The sequence below is a fragment of the Fenollaria timonensis genome, assembly GCF_001457835.1.
In the GTDB taxonomy this organism is placed as follows: domain Bacteria; phylum Bacillota; class Clostridia; order Tissierellales; family Peptoniphilaceae; genus Fenollaria; species Fenollaria timonensis.
On sequence record NZ_LN898230.1, the window covers coordinates 703,375 to 723,222 of the forward strand.

The following is a 19,848-nucleotide window of genomic DNA, read 5'->3' on the forward strand; positions in this document are numbered from 1 at the left end:
GTTCACCTACTTAAAGATTCTTTAACCAATCTTCTTATATCGATATTACTGTGATTATCATCTCTTGTAAATAGAGCGAGATACTCAATATTTCCTTCTCCTCCCTCTATAGGCGACTTGCATATATCATTTAAATATATACCTTTCTCCCTGAAAGATAGAATCACATTATTTATTGCGTTTATATGTAATTTGGCATCATTAAATATACCGTTTTTTCTCTTTATCTTACCTGACTCAAACTGAGGTTTAATTAAGACTATAAGCTTTGTATCTTCTTTCACAAGTATATTAAAAGCATCCGTTAATAATGTGAGTGAAATAAAGCTAAGATCAGATGTCACTATGTCAAAGTTTTCATTAAAAGTTTCCTTAGTAACGCCTCTAGCATCAAAAGATTCATATGAAATAACTTTTTCATTATTCTTTAATGATGGATGCAGCTGATCTTTTCCAACGTCAAGTGCATAGACTAAACGCGCTCCACGCTTTACTAAAACGTCTGTAAAGCCTCCTGTTGACGCGCCTATATCAATACATGTCTTATCATTTATATCGAGTTTAAAAGCCTCTATAGCCTTAATTAGCTTTAGAGCACCTCTAGATACATATCTTGTTATGTCGTTATCTGAGTAAATATCTATGTCGTCTTCTTCTTTGACATCATAGCTTGGATATAGTAAAGCTTTTCCGTTAACTAAAACAAAACCAGCTAAAACTAATTTCTTAGCCTTAGTTCTGCTATCAATATTTTTAAATTCACTTATATATTTATCTAATCTCATACTATTTATTCTTCTTAAATATGTTTTTAAATTTTAAAATAATTTTTGATAGAGCAAAAATAATATCTCGATACTTTAACATTGCTACAGACTTGCCTAATGATTTGCCTCCAACAGTTGCAGCAGCAACAGATGCAGTTATTAAAGTCCCTAAGATGGCGACATTAACATTATCAAAATGCAAAGCTATCTTTGTCAAAAGCGTCGCACCTAATGCACCTGAGATAATGCCCGCCATATCTCCAATTACATCATTGCAAAAACTTGATACTTTATCGGCGTTTTTAATTAGTCCTATGGCGATTTTACCTTCTTCAATATTATTTGATGCCATAGCATGAAATAGTTTTTCTTCAGCTGTTGTAACGCTTACCCCAATAATATCAAACAATATACCTATCATCATTACAAGTAAAAGAAGTATAACTCCAACTAAAATTCCAACATCTTCTAATAATATATCAATTATAGAAGAAAGTATTATAGACATAGCAAAAGTAAAGATGGTAATAGATAGCGTCCATTTTAAATCACTTTTACCAGCTTTATGTTTTTTATCTTTATTTATTTTATCAATGCTTTTATCTTTATACTTTTTTTTAAAATCTGAAATTTCTTACACCCCTTATAATTAATCGGAATTACATTGTTATTATACCATAAACAAAGCTTATATACAACAAAAAAAGCTGATAGTAATCTATCAGCTTAGTGGAAACTAAAAAAGTAAATATTACGGCTTAGGTCCAGTTGGTTTTCCCTTACTAAGGCTATATGTCACCAATCATAGCGGTTTCCCATTAATTTAGTAATTATATTGTCGCCAAATATAATACTGGATTGCCACTTAGTCCGCACTGTAATCCCTTTTTAGTCATCTTACGATTTAGTCTAGAAGTTTTCCCAAACAGTATTTTATATCCTTAGCCTCTTTTGCAATTTAGGTTTCGATAACTTTTCTTATTGATCTTTGGCCACAAGTTCAATAAAAAGACCTTATCATCCGCACTAGATCACTCAAGGCAAGCTACACTATTTAAAAAAATAGGTCTACATAAGATAAATCTCACGCCTCCGCGACAGCAGGGTCAACGCCTACATGCCGTTGTAGATCGCCCCATCTGCCTTACTCTCAAAGAATGCCCATGACTGGGCGTCACAAGCACAAATCAAGAACTTCATCGATACGCTCTTTGGCGGATTTTTAGCCCCGCCTTCATGATATAGAATACTGACTAGAATACTACACCACTATGATAATTATACTATAATTGATGTATTTTGTCAATTAAAATAAGCTTATCTGATTGGTATCATGCATGTCTTTAAAAAAATTAATTGATTTTAAATATGCGATTACCGTAGCATTTACTTGAGTCCTCTTTTGGAAGTCCTCAATGGAGTTAAACTCTTTAATCTCTCTCTCCCTTATAATGTTATTAGCAGGGTCTTTTCCAAGTCCAGCTATAACTGTGAATGGCGGAATAATTTCCCTATCGATAACAGTAAACTTTGTAGCTAGTGATCTATCTAGATCAATTGGTGCTATCTTTATATTTCTTAGCTCCATCTCTTTAACTACTTCAGCTAATGACAATAGGTCCTCATCTTTTTTCTTTGGATGAGGATTTTGGGTAATCTCTCTTACTAAGGAATCTAAATTTTCAAGTCTATGGACAAGAGCATCATAATCAAAGTCATTTATCTTTTGTGTAAAGTATGTTGCATAAAATGCTTGTGGGTAGTATACCTTATACCAAGCAAGTCTATAGCTCATCATAACATAGGCCGCAGCGTGCGCCTTTGGGAATAGATAAGATATCTTATGACAGCTGTCAAGATACCACTCAGGAAGTGGATACTTTTTAATCTCATCCTCATAATTTATAATTATAGTTTCATTGTCAACTATTTTCTTTTGTATTAATGGTTTTCCTTTTCTAACGAACTCCATAATTTTAAATGCAGTAGACTTATCCATGCCGGCATCAATCAATTGGTTCATAATGTCGTCTCTTGTTGAAATAACTTCAGACATCGGCACGTTCATTTCATTAACTAGTTTTTCAGCGTTACTGTTCCACACGTTTGTACCATGTGAAAGACCACTTATTCTTACTAAGTCTGAGAATGTTTTTGGCTTGGTATCTTTAAGCATGCCTCTAACGAAGTTTGTACCAAATTCAGGTATGGCAATAGTGCCAACGCCAAACTTTAAATCATCGCTATTAATACCTAGGGATTCTGTTGATGAGAAAAGTGATAATACTTTTTCATCGTCAAAAGGTATATCTTCAATTTTGGTATTAGTTAAGTCTTCAAGATTTTTGATTATGTTTGGAACATCATGACCAAGTAGGTCAAGTTTTAGTATCTTACCGCTTATCGAGTGGTAATCAAAATGAGTTGTTATTATATCAGTTCTCATATCATCAGCAGGTTTTTGTACTGGAGTAAAGTCTAGTATGCTCTTATTTTTAGGCACTACCATTACCCCACCAGCATGTTGACCTGTAGTTCTCTTAGAACCTTTTATTCTCTTGCTTAAGAACATTGCGTGTAGATATGAAATGCTTTTATTTTTCTTTTCAAGATAGTCTAAGATACAAGCGGCAGCAGTCTTATCAGCTAGTGTACCAATAGTTCCTGCTCTAAAGACAAAGTTTTCGCCAAATATCTTTTCAGTATTTTTATGAGCTGTAAGTTGATAGTCGCCAGCAAAGTTTAGATCTATATCTGGCTCTTTATCACCGTTAAAGCCTAGGAAAACCTCGAATGGTATCTTTTGTCCATCCCTATTCATCTCATGTGAACATACAGGACAGTTTTTACGAGGAAGGTCAAAACCCGAATCATATTTCGGATCATCAATAAATTCACTGTGTTTACAATTTGGACATACATAATGAGGTATAAGTGGATTTACTTCAGTTATATCACTCATTGTTGCCGCAAATGATGAACCAACAGAGCCTCTTGAGCCGACTACGTAGCCATCAGCATTTGATTGCAAAATAAGTTTTCTTGCTATGATGTATAAAACAGCATAACCGTTGCCAATTATTGAATCAAGCTCCTTATCAAGTCTCTTCTTGACAATCTCTGGAAGAGGGTCTCCATATATGCTCGTTGCTTTATTATAACAGCAGTCCCTTAAGTCTTTATCAGAATTTTCTATAAATGGCGGAAAGGTATCCTTAGGAATTGGTCTGAAATTTTCAAATTTTTCAGCAAAAGCAAGAGTATTATCAATAACAATTTCCTTAGCTTCTTCTGCGCTTAAATATGGAAAATTCTTTAAAAGTTCTTTAGTAGTTTTAAAATAATGATCGGTATTATTACACTCTTTTCTGCTTCCCACAAAGTTTTTTCTATTAAAAACTAAAACGGATCTATATACACTGTCGCTTTGATCTATATAGTATACATCGCCATTAGCAAGGACAGGTATATCAAGTTCTTTTGCATTATCATATACTCTTCTATTGATGTTTTTAATAGCGTTCATTTCATGAAGACTTTCATCTTCGATCAAGTATAGATATTGATCTATTGGCTGAAGTTCGATAAAGTCAAAATACTTCATCATTTCTTTTAATTTATCGTTTTCTTCGCATCTAATACAAGCGTTATATATAGGGCCATTATAAGTGCCGCTTCCGATTAAAAGGCCATCTCTGTTCGCATCTATTTGACTCTTATATACTATTGGCTGTCTATTATAATTATCTATATGTGATAGCGAAATTAGTCTATATAGGTTTTTTAAACCAACTAGATTTGTAGCAAATATTGATATTTTATAAACATTGTAATAGTTATTTGACTTTATTTTCGAGAAAGCTTCAAGATCGTTACAGCCTTGCTCTTTTAATAAATCTAAGAGCTTTAAGAAGACAAAGCCAGTTGCTGTAGCATCATCAATGGCTCTGTGATGATTTTCTAGAGTTATGTTGAATAAAGATGTTAATGTGTCAAGTTTATGCTTTTTTAAATCTGGTAGTAAGTATCTCGATAGCTCAAGTGTATCAATATATTCAAAATCAAATTTAACGCCCTTTCTGTGCATGGAACTTTTAATAAATGAAATATCGAACTCAGCGTTGTGAGCTACAAGAACTGAGTCTTTACAAAATTCCATAAACTTTTCTAGTAGATCATCGAAAGATGGACAGCCTGCTACGGTTGCATCATCAATTGTTGTTAACTCAGTTATTCTATATGGTATATGAAAGCCTGGATCAGTGAATTCAGAGAAATTATCTATGACCTTACCATCTTGTATCTTTACAGCACCCATTTCAATAATTCTGTCGTCAATAGCTGAAAATCCAGTTGTTTCCACGTCAAAAACGACAAAGGTATTCTTATTATCTCCTTTGTAATTATTAACTAGTGATTTTGTATCGTCAAATAGATTTGCTTCAACACCATATAGAGGCTTAATACCTGTTTCTATAGCTGCATCCATGATTTCTGGATAGCTTTGTACAACATATTTGTCCATAAAACCAATGGATTCGTAGCCTCTCTTTTTAGCTTCTTTAAAGTATTCTTTTGCTGATATGAAACCTTCTTGGCTTGACATTTTTGTGTGAAGACCAATCTCTACTCTTTTAATATCTTCTTCAGCTTCATCTAATTTTTCTTCATTAATAATTTCATAGCTATATATCTTTATGCTCATTATATTTTGGAAGAGATTAACATTGCCGCAAAGGTATAGCTTAACGCCATTATCTATATCATAGTCATAGTCATATTGACCTTCTTTATTCTTTCTAATGAATTTACTAACTCTTATAGCCTCTTCACCATCATCAACGGCAAACTTAAGTAAAGCGTATTCATCTCTATCAACAAATTCATACTCAAACACTTCTCCTTGTATAGTAATAAAGTCCATATCTGAGCTAATGTCTTTTATTTTAATGCATTTGTTCTTATCAATTTCCTTTTTCTTTCTGAAGAATGATTTCTTTCCGCTCGCTTCAGCGCTTGGCTCGCTCTTTTTCTTTTCTTCTTTAACAATTTTAAAGTTTTCACTTATTTGTTCGGCATTGCTCTTTAATTGATCAATAAATTCTTCCTTATTTATAATAATCTCTTTGCATTTAGTTTTTATAGTTTTACCCTCAAAGCTTGAGCATAAAGATCTCATCAATTCTAAATATGGATTTGCATTGAAACTATCAAGCAAAAGCTGATTATCAAGTGTAAATGTATATACATTATCACAGTCTTCGCAGTTAAATGATTTATCATCAATATCAGTAAACTCACTTCTTATCAAATCAAAATATACATTGCATTTTGTATATGCTACTGCATTAATATTTACATTTGATAAAGAGAATTTTAAAAAAGTAGACTTAATTACTTCGTCTACTTTTTGGCTTAGACTTTGATCTTTCAAATTATAATAATAAGTTATTTTAAGTGTCTTATCCTTAAGCACAGGACTTTCAAAAAATATCTTATCTTCATTTGAAAGAAAGTCTATATCAATATTCAGTTCTTCAGGTTTAAATAATTTTATCATTACTTCACATTCTTTCGATTTCTTTTAAGAGTTCTTCAACTACTTCACTTCTATCAAGCTTTTTTATAACCTTACCCTTTTTAAATAGATAAGCAAATTCTTTGCTCATGCTTATACCTATATCAGCGCTTTTAGCTTCACCAGGTCCATTAACCGGGCAGCCCATTACAGCTACCGTTATATCTTTTTTAATATTATTAAGTAGTGGCTCTAGTTCTTCAACAATAGGTATGATATTTATCTTAGTTCTAGCACATGTAGGACACGAAACAAGGTTTACTGAGTCTCTACGTATGCCCAAAGCGCTCAGAATCTTCTTAGCGGCTATAACTTCCTCAAGTGGATCAGATGTTAGCGATACGCGAATAGTGTCGCCTATACCATCTTTAAGAAGCGTTCCTATGGCAATAGATGATTTAACTATACCAACGGATGGTGAGCCTGCTTCTGTTAGTCCTAGATGAAGTGGATAGTCACATAGACTTGAGAACAATCTATTTGCATCTATGCATGTATTTACATCTGATGACTTTATAGAAACTTTTATATTATAAAAATCAAGTTTATTAAGCATCTCTACTTGTTCAAGAGCTCCGTATACTAAGGAATTCTCATTAAGACCCTTGTATTTATCAAGTATTTTTTTAGAAATAGATCCAGAATTTGCTCCTACTCTTATAGGCAGATTCTTATCTTTGCATATTTCGACTATTTCTCTAAGCTCGGCCTCTGAATTAAGATTGCCAGGATTTATTCTTATGCAATCGTAGCCCTCTCTTGCCGCCATTAGCGCAAGTTTATAATCAAATTGTATATCAGCGATGACTGGAACATGAATTTTTTTCTTTATTTCATTTATAGCTTTAGCGTCTTCTTCGTCGTTCACGGCCATCCTTATTATGTCTAGTCCATGATTTTCCATGTCAATAACTTGTTTAACAGTCGCTTCAATATCTTTAGTATCAGTATTTGTCATTGATTGTATTGTTATAGGCGCATCGCCACCTATGGCAACTCCACCAACAATTATTTTCTTTGTTTTCTTTCTAATTATCATTTAATCAATCCTTTGATATCATTATACGTTACAAATAAGAATAAAAGCATTAGAAGTGAAAATCCAATGATGTTCACAATATATTCCACTTTTTTATTTGGTTTTATGCCAGTTATCATTTCAAATAGAATAAACACAGCCTTTCCCCCATCTAAAGCTGGAAATGGTAATAGATTAAAGAAGGCAAGGTTTATACTAATTAAACCAAGTAAGAACATAACTGAACTAAATCCGACTTTAGCTGCACTCGATATGGTCTTAATGATAACAACTGGTCCTGAAACTTCATTCTTTTTTACTTTACCTTTAAATGCTCTTCCTAAAAATTCAAACATAGATCTGTATGCGTATCTACAGGTATTTATACTCTCTTTAAATGAGCCTAAAAAATCATAACTTACTTTAGGCATTATGCCAAGTTTTTTATACTCAATAACTTGACCATCGTCTTCAATTGTAGCCAGTTCAGGTTTAACTTCTATGTCTATAAGTTCGCCGTCTCTTTTTACTCTAAGAGTATCACTTTCATTGTTTGAATTAATAATCATATTTCTTAATTCTAAGAATAGTAGTGGCTTTTTACCATTATATGAAATTATTTCGTCATTTTCTTGTATACCGGCTATATATGCAGGTGAATTTGCTTCGATTTTATCAATTCTCAAATCTGTATATCCACTTTGCATATTAACAATCAAAAAAGCCAATATAGCCAAAACTATATTCATAAAAGCACCTGCTAGTATAACCACAAGTCTCTTATATGCTTTTGCATTGTCAAAACTTCTTTCGTCAGAGCTGTCCTCGTCCTCACCTTCCATAGCGCAGTAGCCACCAAGCGGGAAGGCTCTAAGTGAGTAAAGGGTCTCACCTTTTTGCTTTTTGAATATTGCTGGGCCCATACCCACGGCAAATTCATTAACCTTGATGCCAGCCCACTTAGCCACAATAAAGTGACCAAATTCATGAATTGTTACTAAAACTAAAAATACTAAAATTGCTACTATTATACTCATTTATAAATTGCTCCTTAAAAAAAACATATTAGTACGAACGGACATACGAGTAAAACACTATCAAATCTATCCATAATGCCTCCATGTCCTGGGAATATGTAACCGTAATCCTTAATATTATAATATCTTTTAAGCTTTGAAAATATTAAATCGCCAAATTGCGCAACAACAGGCGCTAAAATTAAACCTATATAGTAATAAGGATTTAAATTTAGATTAAAGTATCTTGTATAAAAATATGTAATCGCTACAGTTGCGATGTATGAGCCAACCGAGCCTTCTATAGTTTTATTAGGACTTATCCTTTCGATAAGTTTATGCCTTCCAAAAAGCGAGCCAAAAACATAAGCAAATACATCACTTGATATGGCGATTAAAAATATTAGTATGAGTTTATCCCTATCAATAAAGTTGTAGAAGATCGAGAACGGAAATATTATAAAATATGTTGTAAATATCAAACTTACAAAAGTTCTTGATGAAAACTTTTCGTCCACAACACTTATGATTGAAAATATTATACTCATCATCATAAATATGTATTCATTTGGAAATGTGTTTGTATAAGTATTAATATAAACTAAAATATTAAGTAAGATAGCTAGAGCATAAGAAAAATTCTTTCTTGTATCTGCCATCATGTGTAAGACTTCATATGAAGCAATAGAGGCGCATAAGAACATACCAAATCTATAGATATGGTTCATGTCATAAATTATTAATATAAGTAGTAATAAAACCACTACTGATGTAGCTAGTCTTTTAAAAAAACTCTTCATTATATTCCTCCATATCTTCTATGTCTAAGAGCAAAGTTCTCTATAGCTTCTGCAAAATCTTCTTTATGAAAGTCGGGCCATAGTTTTTGAGTAAAGTAAAGTTCACTGTATGCAGATTGCATAAGCAAAAAGTTTGATAACCTTTCTTCCCCACTAGTTCTGATTATTAAATCAGGATCTGGTATAGATGGATTGTAGAAGTACTCCTTTAAATCCTCATAAGATTTAATTTCCTTATTATCTTTTTTAGCAAGATTAATAGCCCTAATTATTTCATCTCTCGAGCCATAGTTTAAGCAGATGTTTAGAACAAGGCCAGTATTTTTAGATGTTCTCTCAATTGCTCCATCTATAACCTTCTTTGAGTCAGAATATATTTCATCCAAATCTCCAGATACAACGATCTTAACATTGTTCTTATCAAGTTCATCAATTTGGCTGTTAATATATATAATTATAAGCTTCATTAAAAACGACACTTCTTCCTTAGGTCTCTTCCAATTTTCTTTAGAAAATGCATATAGAGTAAGATATTTTATGCCTGTATCTGAGGCGTACCTTACATTCTCTATAACCCTATTCATACCTTCTTTGTGACCATAAGTTCTAGGCATATTTCTCTTCTTTGCCCATCTACCATTGCCATCCATAATTATTGCTACATGATTTAAAATCATAACTATCTCCTTGTAAATAACCCCCCTATAAAGAGGGGGGTTAATATTTTACACTTCCATTAATTCTGCTTGTTTAGCTTTTATAATCTCATCAATCTTATCAGTGTATTTATCAGTTAATTTTTGAGCATCGTCTTCAAAAGTCTTTCTATCGTCTTCACTGATATCTCCATCTTTTTCAGCCTTCTTAATAGCATCCATAAGGTCTCTTCTAAGATTTCTTATAATAATCTTAGTATCTTCACCTTTTTTAGAAACTATCTTAGTTAGTTCTTTACGTCTGTCCTCAGTTAATTGAGGGAATGGTAAACGAATAAGCTTGCCATCGTTTGACGGTGTTATACCAATGTCTGATTTTTGAATTTCTTTTTCTATTTCTGGTATTGTTGATGCATCATATGGTTGAATAACTAGTAGTCTTGCTTCAGGTGCTGAAACGTTTGCAAGTTGTTGCAGTGGAGTCATTACACCATAATAGCTAACCATAATTTTATCAAGTAGCGCTGGGTTAGCTCTGCCAGCCCTTACTGAGTTAAGATCTTCTTTAAAAACTTCTATTGTTTTATTCATCTTTGGTTCATATTCTTGACTAAATCTATCAGGCATATTAATCCTCCTTTACAATAGTTCCTATCCTTTCACCTTCAACAACTCTGACTATGTTATCAGGGTCATCTATACCAAATACTACTAGCGGTATATTGTTATCCATACATAAAGATGTTGCTGTTGCATCCATTATCTTTAAATTCTTGCTAAGTATGTCAAGATAAGATAATTTATCAAACTTTTTAGCATCTTTATTTATCTTTGGATCGCTGTCGTAGATACCGTCTACACCCTTCTTTGCTAATAGTATAGCCTCTGCATTGATTTCAGCAGCTCTGAGTGCAGCAGTTGTATCTGTTGAAAAGTAAGGATTACCAGTTCCTGCAGCAAATATAACAACCATCTTCTTTTCAAGTTGTCTAATTGCCCTTCTTCTTATATATGGTTCTGCTACAGCTCTCATTTCGATAGATGTTTGTACTCTTGTAAGTACATCCATCTTTTCTAAAGCATCTTGAAGTGCAAGTGCATTCATAACAGTGCCAAGCATGCCAATATAATCTGATGTTGCTCTTTGTATATTAAGTGAGTCTCTTCCTCTCCAGAAGTTACCGCCACCAACAACTATACCTACTTCAACACCCATTTCAGTTATAGTCTTTACTCTTTTAGCGATTGACTTGATAACCTCGTTATCGATGCCAGTCTTTTCGCTACCAGCTAAAGCTTCACCACTTAATTTTAAGACGATCCTCTTATAAGCCATATATTAGTTGCCCATTTGCTTTGCTACTTCAGCAGCAAAATCTTCTTCTCTCTTTTCTAAGCCTTCGCCAACTTCGTATCTAACGAAACGTCTAATCTTGATGTTTTCACCAATCTTAGCAATTTTATCTTTTAATAAATCATTTACAGTTATGCTTGGGTCCTTGATGAATGGTTGGTCTAATAAGCATACTCTTTCATAGAATTTATGCATTCTACCTTCAACCATCTTTTCTGCTATGTTTTGAGGTTTTCCTTCGTTTAGAGCTTGTTGAATAAGAACTTCTTTTTCTTTATCAATAGCTTCTTGAGGAACATCTTCTTCGCATAGGTATTCTGGGTTTGATGCAGCTACTTGCATAGCTATATCTTTAACAAAATCTTTGAATTCATCTGTCTTAGCAACGAAGTCAGTTTCTGAGTTAACTTCTACTAAAACACCGATTCTTCCTGAGTGAATATAAGAAGCAACTAAGCCTTCTGATGCAATTCTAGAAGCTTTCTTTTCAGCTGATGCTAGTCCTTTTTCTCTTAAAAGATCTATAGCCTTATCGATGTCACCATCAGTTTCAACTAAAACCTTTTTGCAGTCCATCATGCCTGCGCCAGTTTTTTCTCTTAATTCCTTAATTAATTGTGCACTTATAGCCATATTTACCTCCTAGTTTTCTTCGTTATTTATTTCTTCTTTTTCTTCTGTTTTTTCTTCAGAACGTTCTTGTTTACCTTGTTTTCCTTCGATAACAGCGTTAGCTAAAGTTTCAGTGATTAACTTAACCGCTCTGATAGCGTCGTCGTTACCAGGTATAGCTATATCAACTTCATCTGGATCGCAGTTAGTATCAACTAAACCAATAACAGGTATACCAAGTATTCTTGCTTCGTTTATAGCTATCTTTTCTTTCTTAGGGTCTACAACAAAGATTAATTGTGGCATTCCGCCCATTTCCTTAATACCATCAAGGTATTTAGATAATTTTTCTTTTTCTGCTCTGATTGTAGCAACTTCTTTCTTAGGTAAAACACTTAAAGAACCGTCTTCTTCCATCTTATTGTATTCTTCAAGTTTTTTGATTCTACCCTTAATTGTGTTGTAGTTAGTAAGCATACCGCCTAACCATCTTTGGTTAACGTAGTACATTTCACATCTTTTAGCTTCTGATTCGATAGCTTCTTGAGCTTGTTTCTTAGTTCCTACGAATAGAACCTTTCCGCCTTCTTCAACAACATCTTTAACCAATTTGTAAGCTTCTTCAACTTGATCAACTGTTTTTTGTAGGTCGATGATATAGATTCCGTTTCTTTCTGTGAAAATAAATCTAGCCATCTTAGGGTTCCATCTTCTAGTTTGGTGTCCGAAGTGAACACCTGCTTCTAATAAGTCTTTCATTGCAATTACTGCCATGTCTTTCTACCTCCAAGTTTTTTTCTTTACACTTCATTCACCTGCCGCCTTAACTAATGTTTAGCACCTGAGGCGTACATCGTGAAGTGTGCATATTTTTACTAATCAATTATAACATATAAGTTGATAAAATACAAGCATTTTCTATTTATAAAATTATTTTTATCTTTATCTTCTTGAATATGTTTTTCTTATGCTAATGTCATTAATAAAAATGGATGCAGAGCTAATATATAGCCTTGCATCCAATCGTTACTAATCAAATATTATTTTTCAAGTTTAATCATATATCCATTCGCTTGTACGTATGAATTGAACTTCTTGTTAATAGCGTTCATATAGTATAGCTCATTTAATCTTTCTTGGTCTTTTAATAAGACAGGCCTATTGCCTAGCATCTTTGTCGGAATGTACTTAACTTTGATTTCTTCATCAGCGCTTGGATCTATCTCTAACTGAACTATAGCTGCCTTATCTGCCCTGCCTCCCATATTTGGGAAGATAAAGTTTCCTAAGCTGTAAAAAATTATACCATGCTTATAATATTCTGTCGCTTGCATTAAATGAGGATGCGTACCAACGACAACATCAACTCCCGCATCAATTAGTTTATGTGCTGCATTGATATAATCCTTTTCGTTTTTATGATTACTTAAGCCTTGCCAATGTATCGATAGAATTAGATAATCAACTTGCGACTTAATCTCTTTAATATATGCTAGTCTTTTGTCAACCTCATATGGGTACATACTTACCTGACCAGCCCTTTTGTCTGTAGCAAGCCATGTTCTGCTAGGCACAACTGCATTGAAGGCTAAAAAGCCTATCTTTTTGTTTTTAACTTCAATTATCTTTGCGGAAATTGCCTCATCTATCTTTCTTCCACCGCCAACGTATTGTATACCAGCTGTGTCAAGTAAATTCATCGTATCAATAAAACCTTCTTGGCCATAGTCAAGTGCATGATTATTGGCAAGATTGACTAAGTCTATGGATGAATTAGCTAGCTCCGCAGCTGTATTAGAATTTGATGCGAAGTTATATTCTTTTTTTATATTTGCTGGCTTCTTACAATCTGTAATGGCAGTTTCTAAATTTATAAAGCTCATATCATCATTTTGGAATATTTCCCTAACATTCTCCATTGGGTAAGTCACGCCAAATTGATTAACTTTATTCTTTACATAAGTTGAATATAATACATCACCTGCTAGTGATATAGTTATCTTCTCATCTACTAGAATCAAATTTTCATCGCTTACTACCACATCTTCAACATCTTCTGCATCTTCAGCGAATGCACTATTGCAGATTAGCATAGATAAAAGTAATGCCAATACTATAGCAGCTTTAAATTTTTTATTCATTTAATCACCCTTTTTACATATTATAATGATTATATAATATAAGAAGAAAATATTCAAGCTTTCTATTAATAAATAAAAGGAGATATGCTCATACATACCTCCTAGTAATGAATAATATTAAAGATTAATTTTAAGAGCTATATCTTGATTGGCAACGATGTCTTTTGTCTCGCTCTTATTAAGTGATTTAACTGCATCCATATTTGTTATGACTATAGGTGTAGTAGCCTCTTTGCCTTGTGACTTGATATAGTCTATGTCAAACTCGATAAGCTTTTGGCCTTTCTTAACATGGTCACCTTCATTAACAAAGCCTTTGAAGCCCTCGCCATTAAGCTCAACTGTGTCCATGCCGATGTGAACAAGTAGTTCCACATCTTTTGCCTTTAAGCCAATTGCGTGAAGCGTATGAAATAATTGAACTACTTCACAATCGCATGGTGCATATAGAACGCCTTCTTTTGGTTCTATAGCAATGCCATCGCCAAGTATCTTTTGTGAAAAGACTTGGTCTTTAACTTCTGTTATGTCTATAAGCTTACCTGTGATTGGCGCATATAAATCAAGTTCTTTTTTCTTTGAAAATAGTCCCATATTACACCTCATAAATTGCGTCTAATATGGATCCGTCTCTATATTCACTATAGCCAATAATTCTATCTTTCTTCTTGATGTCATTAGGTTCACCCATAAAGTTATCTGCAATTGCCTTTAGCTCTTGTATTGTCATAACGTTTAGGCCGCTTGCTTTGAATTTTTCAATTAAATCTTGTCTTAATGGGTTAACTGAAATGCCTCTTTCAGTAACAAGCACGTCTATAGTTGTTCCAGGTGTAGCGATTACATCAACTCTGTTTTTAATAACTGGTAGTCTTGATGAAAATAGTTTTGAAACGATAATTGACATCTTTGCTCCAGCTGCTGTATCTTGGTGACCGCCCGAGCCTCCCATTAGCATACCGTCTGCTCCTGTAATAACGTTAACGTTAAAATCAAGGTCAATTTCAGTTGCGCCCAGGATAACTACATCAAGGTTATCAACTACTGCAGATACTTCTGGATTACCATATTCAGAGCCGCTCATTCTTAAATGATTAGCGTTCTTCTTAATGGATTCGATTGCTTTTAAGTCAAAGCATTGTACATCGTATAATGAAGTGAACAAACCTTCTTCGAGCATATCTGTTAAATAACCAGTAATACCGCCACTTGCAAATGAGCCCTTGATATTTTCTTTAATCATGTAGTCTCTTAAAAAGTCGGTAACTGCAAGTGAAATTCCACCTGCGCCACTTTGGTAACTAAAACCATCTTTTAGTAGACCTGATGCCTTCATTACTTTTAATGTATCCTTAGCAATCTTAAGTCCAACTGGGTCTTTAGTAACTTTTGTTGTACCGGATACTATACCGTTCTTATCACCAATGCTATCTACCTTTAAGATATAGTCAACATAGTCTTCAGTAATGTCGCTTGGGTAGTTAGGATAAGCAACAATAGTATCTGTTATAGCAATTTTCTTTTTGGCGTAGATAGCGTCTGCTATTGCATAACCCATTGAGCCGCATGATGCTTCCCCATTAACACCAGAGATGTTTCCCATAGGGTCGCATGATGGAGCTGCGATGAAAGCGTAGTCAATGACAACATCTTCATCAATTATACTTCTAGCTCTTCCTCCATGTGATTGCATTAGTATTTTGCCCTTTAATTTACCTTTTGAAATAGCTTTTGCTAAATCACCTGATATATATGATGTGATTATATTTGTTATAGTGCCATCTTCAAGCAAAGGAATAAGTTCTTTGTGAACTGGGAATAGTGATGAAGCCACAAGCGTTATGTCTTTTATGCCTCTTCTTTGAAGTTCAAGCATCATCATGTTTAACACAGCATCACCATTTCTTAAATGATGGTGCGATGAAACTGTTATACCGTCCTTTAAATCAAGCTTATCAAATAAATCTTTGATGCTTTCATAAACTTTGCTTGGCTTTGCTTCTTTTTTAGGATAATCTTTCTTATCTAATATTTTAATATCATCATTATAAAAGCTCATCATATTCCTCCTTATAATTGCCAGACATCTTTAATGTATTTGTTGCTCTTAGTATGATAGGTCTGTCAACCATCTTACCATCAAGTGAGAATGCGCCAAGACCTTTTTCTTTAGCCTCTTTAAGAGCTTCCATAACTCTGATTGCATGATCGATATCTTCCTTGCTTGGTGAGAAAATTTCATTAACATGATCAACATGTCTTGGAGATATTAAAGCTTTACCAGTCATACCCATAGCCTTAGCTTTCTTAGTATCCATAACTAAGCCTTCGATATCGTCTGTATCTGTCCAAGGTGTATCTATAGCTTGTAGACCTAAAGATTTAGCACATGAAACAATTCTCATTCTTGAGTATTTTATTTCATCTGATTCTTTAGTTCTCTTTGCGCCTAAATCAAGTGTTAAGTCTTCTGCACCTAGTAAAACGCCTTTTACTCTCTTTGATTTAGCAAGTATATTTCTTGCATCTTCAACGCCTTGAGAAGTTTCAATTAAGCAGAATATATCGTATTTTTGATTATTATCATCTAAGTACTTAGAAAGTGCTCCTACTGATTCTTGAGATGCTTTTGCAAGCATGATACCATCGAAGTTTAGATCTTTAAGAGCATCTAAGTCTTTGTAGAAGTAATCAGTATCAAGAGGATTAACTCTTACATATATATCTGATCCTTCTTTTTCTTCGGACTTAAATGTTTTTAGATATTCTTTAACAAGTCCTCTTGCCGCATCCTTTTCTGGTAATGATACCGCATCTTCTAAGTCTATAATTATAGCGTCTGCACCTAGTATATCAGACGATTGTAACATGCCTGGATTGTTTCCTGGCATAAATAACATTGTTCTATAGTTCATTTTGACTCCTTTCGATTGCAGTTCTCATTCTTGCTCTGATAGTAAAGTCTAAAGCGCCCTTATCTTCAATTACAATATTTGCCTTAGTAACGCCTTCTTCATCAAGAACTTCATTTATTGCCTTCAAAATCTTATCACCATATTGTTCCTTAACTACTGAATTTAGTGTGATATCTAATTTATCTGAAGGCTCTATCATAATCATTAGATCATTTGATTCAAGCGAGCCCGCTTTAGCAGCTTTACTTATTACTCGTTCTTTTCTTTCCATTCCAAATACTCCTTCTTACCTTCTATATATAGATCTTTGCCTGTAGAGTCAACTATAACAGTTGCTGGGAATTTTTCTACAGTTATCTCTCTTAAAGCTTCAGCTCCTAAATCTTCATAAGCAATTATCTTTGCAGTTTTAATTCTATCAGCTATGATAGCAGCAGCTCCGCCTATAGCGGCAAAGTAGCAAGCACCGCATTCTTTTATTTTATCTTTAACATTGTCATCTCTTTTGCCTTTGCCTATCATACCCATAACACCTGCGTCCATCATTTGTGGCGCATATGGGTCCATTCTATAGCTTGTAGTAGGTCCAGCTGAACCTATAACTCTACCTGGTTTTGCAGGCGAAGGACCTACATAGTAGATACAAGCTCCCTTTGGGTCAAATGGTAGTTCTTTTCCTTCATTAAGAAGATCTACTAATCTTTTGTGAGCAGCGTCTCTTGCAGTATATATAGTGCCTGTAATTAATACGTTATCTCCTGCTTTTAAATCCTTAAGCGTTTCTCTTGTAAATGGTGTTTTAATTTCTATAGCCATAGTAATATCCCCCTTTATAATGAAATAACTTTATGTCTAGCAGCGTGACATTGGATGTTAACAGCTACTGGTAGACCAGCTATGTGTGTTGGATGAGTTTCTATAAATACTCCTAATGCTGTTGTCTTGCCACCAAAACCTTGAGGTCCTATGCCTAGTTCGTTTATCTTTTCTAGCAATTCTTTTTCTAAATCTGCATAGAATGGATCTTTGTTATAATCATTAACATCTCTCATAAGTGATTTCTTTGCCATGATACATGATTTTTCAAAGTCTCCGCCGATACCTACACCTACTATGATAGGTGGACATGGGTTTGGTCCTGCAGCTTCAACTGATTCTAATATAAATTTCTTAACGCCTTCAAGTCCATCTGCAGGTTTAAGCATTTTTTGCTTAGACATATTTTCTGAGCCAAATCCCTTTGCTGCGAAAGATATTTCAAATACATCTCCTTCAACTAATTCATAGTGAATGATAGCTGGAGTGTTATCTTTTGTATTAACTCTATTTATAGGGTCCTTAACAACTGATTTTCTTAAGTAACCTTCTGTATATGCTTCTCTAACAGCTTCATTTATAGCGTCACTTATAGATCCATCTACATGAACATCTTGACCAATCTTAACAAAACAGATAACCATACCAGTATCTTGGCACATTGGAACGCTATCTCTCTCAGCTAGATTGTCATTATCTATAATTGTTGTGATAGTTTCTTTAGCTAGTGGCCACTTTTCTTTATCTCTTAGTTCAACAAGTCTATCCATTACATCTTTTGGAAGAACTGAAGCTATATCCAAAAGACCTTCTTTTAATTTTTTAGTGATATCACTACTTTTTACTTCTCTCAAAATTATAACCCCCTATGTATATTATGAAAGTAGCAATAAAATATTGCTACTTTCAATAAAAAATATTATCTGTTATTAACTAGTGCAACTACTCTGTTCATTTCGTTATTAACGATCATGATACCTTCGTCAACACCCATACCTGGTTTAGCTAATTGTTGGTCAGCTCCTGTAGCCATAGAAATATTTACTAAAACTTCTGCAGATCTGTTAGTTTCGTTGCAAGTACCACCGCAGTAAGCTCCTACGTGGTGATCTTTACAATACTTAACAGCTTCAATAGTGTTATTGATACCGCCTAAGTCTGGAGTCTTGATTTGAATCATGTGTCCAGCACCGTTATCTACGAAGTAAACAACATCTTCGTAAGTGTTACACCATTCGTCAGCAACTAATTCTACGTGAATGTTTTCTTCATCAAGCTTCTTAGTTAAGTCTCTAAGAACTTCCATTTGTCTAGTTCTTTCGCCCATATCCATAGGTCCTTCAATTCTAAGCTTGAATGGTTTAGCAGCTTCTTCAAGAGTCTTTAGGTATTCAGCCATCTTATCTACGTCGTTGTTGAATGCATCGCCTATAGTTCCATATACGTCGATGTGGAAGATTGGGCTATATGATTCATTGTGTCTGTGTTCGATAATTCTGTTTCTTAACCAAACAACATAGTCTCTTAAAAGTTCACCGTTTTTACCAGTTTTTTCTTCAACGTTGTTGAATAGACCGTGTGGTAAAACGTCAGCTTCTTTTATAATCATCTTATCAGCGTTAAGGTATCTGTCATCACCTGATTGAGCAAATATAGGTACTCTATTAATTTCTACGCCTGTATTATATTCTTTCTTAACTACTTCAGCCATAGTTACTTTGTTTGTCTTAGCAACTGCATCAAGTATTGCTTGAGTGATACCATATCTAATTGCTGTATGAAGTCTCTTGCCATCTACTTGCATGTGGTCGAATTCTTCAGCCATTTCCTTGAATGTAGTTATTTCTCTACCTTCTAGTTTAGGTGCAATGTTTTTATTGATAAATTCAATAAAATCTTCAGCTAAGAAAAGTGGGTCTCTTCCACCTGCTCCTGAGTATTGAACAGCTGAGCAGTCACCGTGAGCAACTTGTCCGTCTTCAAGAACAAGCATGACTGAGATTGATTCTCCTGATTGTCTTATAGCTTTAAATCCAGGAGTAACTGGATCTCCTAAGTAGAACATACCATCATGTTTTGCTCCTAATTTGATAGCCTTTTGGTCATCAAAGTAAAAACCTGTTTTACCTGCTGAGCAGATAACTTTTTTAATTTTCATAATCAAGTCTCCTTTTT

The 19,848-nt window shown here is 33.9% G+C and carries 19 protein-coding genes; all 19 read right to left on the bottom strand.

The window, feature by feature from the left end:
• Positions 1-2: 2 nt before the first annotated feature.
• The 19 genes from BN3004_RS06355 to BN3004_RS06445 all read right to left on the bottom strand — a co-directional run bounded on the left by BN3004_RS06355 (position 3) and on the right by BN3004_RS06445 (position 19,831).
• Positions 3-785 carry a TlyA family RNA methyltransferase gene (locus BN3004_RS06355; protein ID WP_058260361.1) on the bottom strand — a complete coding sequence of 261 codons (783 nt, stop codon included), beginning with the start codon at positions 783-785 and terminating at the stop codon, positions 3-5.
• Position 786: 1 nt separating this feature from the next.
• Complete coding sequence (locus tag BN3004_RS06360; RefSeq protein ID WP_082244116.1) at positions 787-1,275, bottom strand: hypothetical protein; 489 nt, start codon at positions 1,273-1,275, stop codon at positions 787-789.
• A 798-nt stretch (positions 1,276-2,073) separates the two neighbouring features.
• On the bottom strand, positions 2,074-6,327 hold the full coding sequence (locus BN3004_RS06365; protein WP_058260363.1) for a PolC-type DNA polymerase III: 4,254 nt from the start codon (positions 6,325-6,327) through the stop codon (positions 2,074-2,076).
• Between the two features lie 4 nt (positions 6,328-6,331).
• A complete protein-coding gene (ispG, locus tag BN3004_RS06370) occupies positions 6,332-7,384 on the bottom strand; it encodes a flavodoxin-dependent (E)-4-hydroxy-3-methylbut-2-enyl-diphosphate synthase (protein ID WP_058260364.1) in 1,053 nt (350 codons plus the stop codon).
• Positions 7,381-8,400, bottom strand: coding sequence for an RIP metalloprotease RseP (gene rseP, locus BN3004_RS06375; protein ID WP_058260365.1), 1,020 nt, complete (start codon positions 8,398-8,400; stop codon positions 7,381-7,383). The genes ispG and rseP overlap by 4 nt, the downstream gene beginning before the upstream one ends.
• A 14-nt stretch (positions 8,401-8,414) precedes the next feature.
• Entirely contained in the window at positions 8,415-9,179 is a 765-nt protein-coding gene (locus BN3004_RS06380; RefSeq protein WP_058260366.1) for a phosphatidate cytidylyltransferase, read from the bottom strand.
• A complete protein-coding gene (gene uppS, locus BN3004_RS06385) occupies positions 9,179-9,856 on the bottom strand; it encodes an undecaprenyl pyrophosphate synthase (RefSeq protein WP_058260367.1) in 678 nt (225 codons plus the stop codon). The genes BN3004_RS06380 and uppS overlap by 1 nt, the downstream gene beginning before the upstream one ends.
• A gap of 48 nt (positions 9,857-9,904) precedes the next feature.
• A complete protein-coding gene (gene frr, locus BN3004_RS06390; RefSeq protein WP_058260368.1) occupies positions 9,905-10,462 on the bottom strand; it encodes a ribosome recycling factor in 558 nt (185 codons plus the stop codon).
• 1 nt (position 10,463) lies between these two features.
• On the bottom strand, positions 10,464-11,171 hold the full coding sequence (pyrH, locus tag BN3004_RS06395; RefSeq protein ID WP_058260369.1) for a UMP kinase: 708 nt from the start codon (positions 11,169-11,171) through the stop codon (positions 10,464-10,466).
• Positions 11,172-11,174: 3 nt separating this feature from the next.
• A complete protein-coding gene (gene tsf, locus BN3004_RS06400; protein ID WP_058260370.1) occupies positions 11,175-11,822 on the bottom strand; it encodes a translation elongation factor Ts in 648 nt (215 codons plus the stop codon).
• Between the two features lie 9 nt (positions 11,823-11,831).
• Complete coding sequence (gene rpsB / locus BN3004_RS06405; protein ID WP_058260371.1) at positions 11,832-12,575, bottom strand: 30S ribosomal protein S2; 744 nt, start codon at positions 12,573-12,575, stop codon at positions 11,832-11,834.
• Positions 12,576-12,841: 266 nt separating this feature from the next.
• Positions 12,842-13,942: a CapA family protein gene (locus BN3004_RS06410; protein WP_058260372.1), complete on the bottom strand. Its 1,101-nt coding sequence runs from the start codon at positions 13,940-13,942 to the stop codon at positions 12,842-12,844.
• 117 nt (positions 13,943-14,059) lie between these two features.
• Positions 14,060-14,536 (bottom strand): PTS sugar transporter subunit IIA, encoded by a 477-nt coding sequence (locus BN3004_RS06415; protein WP_058260373.1) that lies wholly within the window; start codon positions 14,534-14,536, stop codon positions 14,060-14,062.
• Between the two features lies 1 nt (position 14,537).
• A complete protein-coding gene (gene citF, locus BN3004_RS06420) occupies positions 14,538-16,001 on the bottom strand; it encodes a citrate lyase subunit alpha (protein WP_058260374.1) in 1,464 nt (487 codons plus the stop codon).
• The gene (locus tag BN3004_RS06425; protein ID WP_058260375.1) at positions 15,988-16,857 is read right to left on the bottom strand and encodes an HpcH/HpaI aldolase/citrate lyase family protein; all 870 of its coding nucleotides are present in this window, start codon (positions 16,855-16,857) and stop codon (positions 15,988-15,990) included. Before BN3004_RS06425 ends, citF begins: the two co-directional genes overlap by 14 nt.
• Positions 16,847-17,128: a citrate lyase acyl carrier protein gene (gene citD / locus BN3004_RS06430; protein WP_058260376.1), complete on the bottom strand. Its 282-nt coding sequence runs from the start codon at positions 17,126-17,128 to the stop codon at positions 16,847-16,849. Before citD ends, BN3004_RS06425 begins: the two co-directional genes overlap by 11 nt.
• Positions 17,107-17,673: a Fe-S-containing hydro-lyase gene (locus tag BN3004_RS06435; RefSeq protein WP_058260377.1), complete on the bottom strand. Its 567-nt coding sequence runs from the start codon at positions 17,671-17,673 to the stop codon at positions 17,107-17,109. The genes citD and BN3004_RS06435 overlap by 22 nt, the downstream gene beginning before the upstream one ends.
• A 14-nt stretch (positions 17,674-17,687) precedes the next feature.
• Positions 17,688-18,527, bottom strand: coding sequence for a fumarate hydratase (locus tag BN3004_RS06440; RefSeq protein WP_058260378.1), 840 nt, complete (start codon positions 18,525-18,527; stop codon positions 17,688-17,690).
• Positions 18,528-18,592: 65 nt separating this feature from the next.
• A complete protein-coding gene (locus tag BN3004_RS06445) occupies positions 18,593-19,831 on the bottom strand; it encodes a methylaspartate ammonia-lyase (protein WP_058260379.1) in 1,239 nt (412 codons plus the stop codon).
• Positions 19,832-19,848 lie beyond the last annotated feature (17 nt).